Raw genomic sequence first — 5496 nt, forward strand, 5'->3', positions numbered from 1 at the left:
GCCACTGGTGCCACGTGATGGCAGGCGAATCCTTCGAGAACGAGGAGGTCGCCGCCTACCTCAACGAAAACTTCGTCAGCATCAAGGTCGACCGCGAAGAGCGGCCCGACGTCGACGCCATCTACATGAGCGCCACGCAGGCCGTCACGGGCGAGGGCGGCTGGCCGATGAGCGTGTTCCTCACCACCGACGGCCGGGCCTTTTACGCCGGAACGTATTTCCCGCCGTCGCCCATGCCGGGACGGGCCTCTTTCCGCCAGGTGCTGGAGGCGGTTCGGGAGGCGTGGGCGCAGCGGCGGGATCAGGTCGAGTCCAGCGCGGAGCAGCTCGCGGCGCAGCTTTCCAAGAGCCTGACCGTCAACCGGGAACTGATCGGATCGCTCGCCATGGATCCGCTGCCGGACGCCGCCCGTGATGATGCCGGAGCTGAGCGCCGGGCAGCAATGTTCGAGGATGCACTCAATGTCCTGTCCGGTCAGGAGGACGTCGAGTTCGGCGGCTTCGGCAATGCCCCCAAATTCCCGCCGTCGCCGGTTCTCGACTGGCTGATCCGGCACGCGGGCTCCCGGCGCGGTGCGTCAGGTTCCGGTGGCGACACCGGGCTGGAAGGTCACGACGATGGCCCGGCGCGTGACGACGGCCCTGCAGGTGACGATGACCCGGCGCGTGCGGCGGCTATGGCTTCACGGACCCTAGAATCCATGGCCACATCGGCACTATTCGACCAGCTCGAGGGCGGCTTTGCGCGCTATGCGGTGGACCGGAAGTGGACGGTGCCGCACTTCGAGAAAATGCTCTACGACAACGTCCAGCTGTTGCGCCTCTACGCCCGATGGAGCCGATTGGACGGTGGCGGTAAATTCGCCGGTCGGATCGCGGTCGAAACGGCCGAATGGATGATGGCAGACCTTGCTCTTGACCCGTCCGGCGCCTTCGCATCTTCACTTGACGCCGACACGGTGGTCGACGGCGTGCACGAGGAGGGCGGCACCTACCTGTGGTCCCGGGCGGAATTGGAATCCGTGCTGGGAGCGGACGGTCCGGCGGTGGCGGACATGATGGGCATTGCGCCGCGTGGCACCGTCTCGGCCGAGGGATCGGCCCTGCATCCGGGACGGCGGCTCAGCGCGGAGGAGGAGCAGTTGTGGGAGCGGGTGCGTCCCCGTTTGCGTGAAGTACGACGACGACGCCCCCAGCCCGCGCGGGACGAAAAGGTGGTTGCCGGGTGGAATGGGATGGCCGTTGCCGCCCTCGCCGAGACCGGCATGATCCTCGGCCGGCCGGACTTTGTTGCAGCAGCTGAACGCACCGGACGCTATCTCGCCGACATACATCTGGACGACGGCGTGCTCAAGCGGGTCTCGCATGACGGCAAGGCACAGGGGATCGGCGGACTGTTGGAGGACTATGCCTTCTGCGCCGAGGGATTCTTCACCCTCTACGCTGCCACCGGGAACACTGACTGGTATGAACTGGCCGAGCGGCTGACCTTGCTCGCTGAAGAACGCTTCGTCGTCGACGGGCAATTGCGCGACAGCGGGGGTGAATCGTCCCAGTTGTGGAACGCCCAAGGCCGCAGCGCCGCCGTCGACCCCCTCGACAGCCCCACTCCGTCCGGTGCCGCCGTCTTCGCGCAGGCACTGATTACGTACGCCGCCTACAGCGGATCGTACCGGCACAGGGCGTTAGGCGAAGGCATTCTTGGTTACGTCGGACCGTTGGCCGGACGGGCACCCCGGGCAGTCGGGGGAGGACTTGCCGCCCTGGAAGCCGTCGACACCGGGCCCCTCCAAGTTGCCGTGACCGGAGTGGAAGGACCGGACAAGGCAGCGATGGTCCGCGCCGTTTGGGTATCGCCCGCACCTGGACTGGTCCTCGCAGTCTCGGGCGCTGACGCAGGCGCGGGAGCGGATTCGGACCCAGCCGTTGCGGTGCCTCTTTTGAAGGGGCGGCCACCGGGTTCTGGCGGCGTTGCGCGGGCATACGTCTGCCGGGAAATGGTGTGCGATCTGCCCGCGGATTCTGTGGAGGTGCTGCTCGAACAGCTCGGCCGGAAAACCTAGGGTCCGACGCTGAGCACCGCCATCATGATCGCCGCGAAATGTGCAGCGAAGGCCGCGACGGTGAAGGCATGGAAGAGTTCGTGGAAACCGAATTTCTCCGGAAACGGATTGGGCCGCTTCAGGGCGTAGAACACGGCCCCGGTAATGTACAGCACGCCGCCGACACAGATCAGAATGGCAACAGGCGGGTTGGCGGCGAAAAAATCGGGTATGTAGAACAAGGCGCCGAGGCCCAGCGCGATGTAGACCGGAACATACAGCCACCGCGGCGCTTCCAGCCAGAAGATCCGGAATAAGACGCCAAGGACCGCTCCACTCCAGATCAGCCACAGCAGCAGGACCGCTGAGTCCCGGGGCAGTAACGCCCAGGCCAGCGGTGTGTATGAACCCGCGATGACCAGCATGATGTTGGTATGGTCCAACCGCTTCAGGATGGTCCGGGTCCTGGGCGACCAGTTACCGCGATGGTAGACAGCGCTGACGCCGAAAAGTAAGACGCCCGTGACAGCGTAGATCGCCGATGTGATCTTTCCTCCCGGTGTTGGCGCCACAACCACCAGGACAATTCCGGCCGCTATGGCCAGGGGAGTAGCTCCGGCGTGCAGCCAACCGCGCCACTTTGGCTTGATATTCAGAGCATCGGCAACTTTTTCGACGGACTCTTCAACCGGACCGTCAGCCGAATCGTTCGGGCGGGGATCGCCGGAGGAATTGCTGGAACCGGGTCCGTTCGGGGCGTTGCGGCTCATGGCAGAATTCTAACCGACGACGGCGTAGGTTACTCAGGAGTAACCAGCGCTCCGGCGGGATGGCCGGTCCGGCTGCACCGGCGTCGGACTTGATGGATGCAAACTACCGGCGTCCGGACCAGGGGCGGTACGGTAGGAAACAGCGTCGAAAATGTCCCGCCGGCCGGAACCGGCAGAGAGCCAGGTGAAGCAAAGGTGAAACTGCCTGGACTGCTGTACGACGTCTACGAGAGGCGGCTGAGCAAGTCGCTGCCAGCGGACAGGATCCCGGGTCACATCGGCGTCATGGTGGACGGAAACCGCCGGTGGGCAAAAATTTCCGGGGCACCCACCCGCGATGGACACCAGGCCGGCGCCGACAAGATTCACGAATTCCTTGGCTGGTGCAATGAGCTCGGCGTCAAGGTCGTAACCCTCTACATGCTCTCCACCGACAACATGAACCGCTCCGCCGAGGAACTCGACCAGTTGATGGGCATCATCGCCAATACGCTGGACCGGATCGGTGAGGACAGCAACGTGCGCGTGCATCCTATGGGTGCACCTGAACTGCTGCCGGAGTATCTCGCCGAGCGGCTCAGCTCCCTCGCAGCGCGCACCGCCGATGCAACGGGCCTGCACGTGAATGTTGCAGTTGGCTACGGCGGACGCCGGGAAATCGTCGACGCCGTACGCGAGTTACTGCACGACGCCGAAGAGAAAGGCCGCTCCATGACCGAGCTGGCCGACGAACTGACCGTGGAGCACATCTCCGAGCACCTCTACACGAGGGGTCAGCCGGACCCCGAGCTGGTCATCCGTACATCGGGGGAGCAGCGGCTGTCGGGCTTCCTGATGTGGCAGAGCGCCTACAGCGAGTTCTACTTCTGCGAAGCGCTCTGGCCGGATTTCCGCCGGGTCGACTTCCTCCGCGCATTGCGGGACTACGCCCGCCGGCAGCGCAGGTTCGGATGTTGAGCCCCACTGTTCGCTAGCCGGCAGTATCGTCGACTTATCCGTCCGTCGTCGGGCGTGTTGGTACGCCGTTCACCCACAATTGAAATCGACACACCCGCCAGTTCATTCCGCAGGGCACCGGCCAGGCGTATTCTCGGTGCTATCAGTCAGCAACACCGCAGACTGTCGGGAGGCCACCGTATGCAGCGCAAACCAGCGCCAGTAACGTCAGGGGCCGTGCCCGGCCCCGCGGCCGCACCGTGTCAATCGCCCCTATCGATTCCGGGCGCGCACGCCCGGGACTGGAGTCGACGTGGAATCTGAAAAAGCACAATCCAGTATCAAGCAGTCCAACCCAGGGACCGGCCGGCAGACAAAGGATGTTAGTAAATCCGACGTCGCGGCCGGTCTTTCTGTTTCTGCCGTCGCTGATAAAACCTACGTGCTGGATACTTCTGTACTGCTGTCCGATCCGCGGGCGATCATGCGTTTCGCCGAGCATGAGGTTGTTCTCCCTGTGGTGGTCATCAGCGAACTGGAGGGCAAGCGCCATGATCCCGAGCTCGGCTACTTCGCGCGCAAGGCCCTGCGGCTCCTGGACGAGCTCAGGGTCGAGCACGGCGACCTCAACCGGGCGATCCCACTCGGGGAAGAGGGCGGATCGCTACGCGTCGAGTTGAACCACATCTCGGCTGAAGTGCTGCCGGCCGGGTTCCGGTTGGGTGATAATGACACCCGGATCCTTGCCGTGGCGAAGAACCTTTCAGATGAGGGCCATAACGTCACGGTGGTCTCCAAGGACCTGCCCATGCGGGTGAAGGCGTCGGCGATAGGGCTCACCGCCAATGAGTACCTGCATGAGCAGTCGAAGGAATCCGGGTGGACCGGGATGGCTGAACTGGATGTGGTCGACGACGACGTCAACAACCTTTATCAGCATGAACCCGTTTTCATCCCGGCCGCCGCAGAGATGCCGGTGAACACCGGGTTGGTGCTGCTTTCCAGCCGAGGGTCGGCACTCGGCAGGGTCGGGGCGGACAAGCAGGTCCGGCTGGTCAAAGGCGACAGAGACGTCTTCGGGCTGCACGGGCGGTCTGCCGAGCAGCGGCTCGCCATCGACATGTTGATGGATCCCGAGGTCGGCATCGTCTCCCTCGGCGGCAGGGCTGGAACAGGAAAATCCGCCCTCGCGCTGTGCGCCGGGCTTGAAGCAGTTCTTGAGCGGCACGAACACCGGAAGGTGGTTGTTTTCCGCCCGCTGTATGCAGTAGGCGGCCAGGAACTGGGCTACCTGCCCGGCTCCGAGTCGGAAAAGATGAATCCCTGGGCGCAGGCCGTTTTTGACACCCTGGGCGCGCTGGTCTCCCAGGAGGTTGTGGAGGAAGTCATGGACCGCGGCATGCTCGAGGTGTTGCCACTGACGCACATCCGCGGACGCTCTCTGCACGACTCGTTCGTGATCGTCGACGAGGCGCAGTCGCTGGAGAAAAATGTGCTGCTGACCGTGCTGTCCCGGATTGGCCAGAATTCCAAGGTGGTGTTGACGCACGACGTCGCTCAGCGGGACAACCTCCGGGTCGGCAGGCACGACGGGGTGGCCGCCGTCGTCGAAACGTTGAAGGGGCACCCATTGTTCGGGCACATCACGCTCACCCGCTCCGAGCGCTCGCCGATAGCGGCACTGGTAACCGAATTGCTGGAAGGAGCGGAAATCTAGTCAGTGGCGTCCGGTGACCCGTCCGGCCAGC

The 5496-nt window shown here is 64.2% G+C and carries 4 protein-coding genes; 3 read left to right on the forward strand and 1 reads right to left on the reverse strand.

All coding sequences use genetic code 11. The features are described from left to right. Nucleotides 1-2063, forward strand: a 2063-nt coding sequence (locus tag Y707_RS23845) for a thioredoxin domain-containing protein (RefSeq protein ID WP_035780493.1), incomplete at its 5' end; no start/stop codon positions are given. Here the strand turns inward: Y707_RS23845 and trhA are convergent. Next, the gene (gene trhA / locus Y707_RS0105750) at nucleotides 2060-2812 is read right to left on the reverse strand and encodes a PAQR family membrane homeostasis protein TrhA (protein ID WP_081744645.1); all 753 of its coding nucleotides are present in this window, start codon (nucleotides 2810-2812) and stop codon (nucleotides 2060-2062) included. The two genes, Y707_RS23845 and trhA, sit on opposite strands and share 4 nt — an antisense overlap. Nucleotides 2813-3007: 195 nt before the next feature. Between trhA and Y707_RS0105755 the strand changes: the two genes are divergently transcribed. Both Y707_RS0105755 and phoH2 read left to right on the forward strand, forming a co-directional pair. Beyond that, complete coding sequence (locus Y707_RS0105755; RefSeq protein ID WP_026534361.1) at nucleotides 3008-3769, forward strand: isoprenyl transferase; 762 nt, start codon at nucleotides 3008-3010, stop codon at nucleotides 3767-3769. A 292-nt stretch (nucleotides 3770-4061) separates the two neighbouring features. After that, nucleotides 4062-5465: an RNA 5'-3' helicase PhoH2 gene (gene phoH2 / locus Y707_RS23850; RefSeq protein WP_081744646.1), complete on the forward strand. Its 1404-nt coding sequence runs from the start codon at nucleotides 4062-4064 to the stop codon at nucleotides 5463-5465. The last annotated feature ends 31 nt before the right edge of the window (nucleotides 5466-5496 follow it).

The organism is Arthrobacter sp. H14, assembly GCF_000520495.1.
Classification (GTDB): Bacteria; Actinomycetota; Actinomycetes; order Actinomycetales; family Micrococcaceae; genus Arthrobacter_C.

Bases quoted from the DNA above. Each gene is read 5' to 3' on its own strand.
- trhA (WP_081744645.1), bottom strand. From the start codon at position 2,812: ATGAGCCGCAACGCCCCGAACGGACCCGGTTCCAGCAATTCCTCCGGC.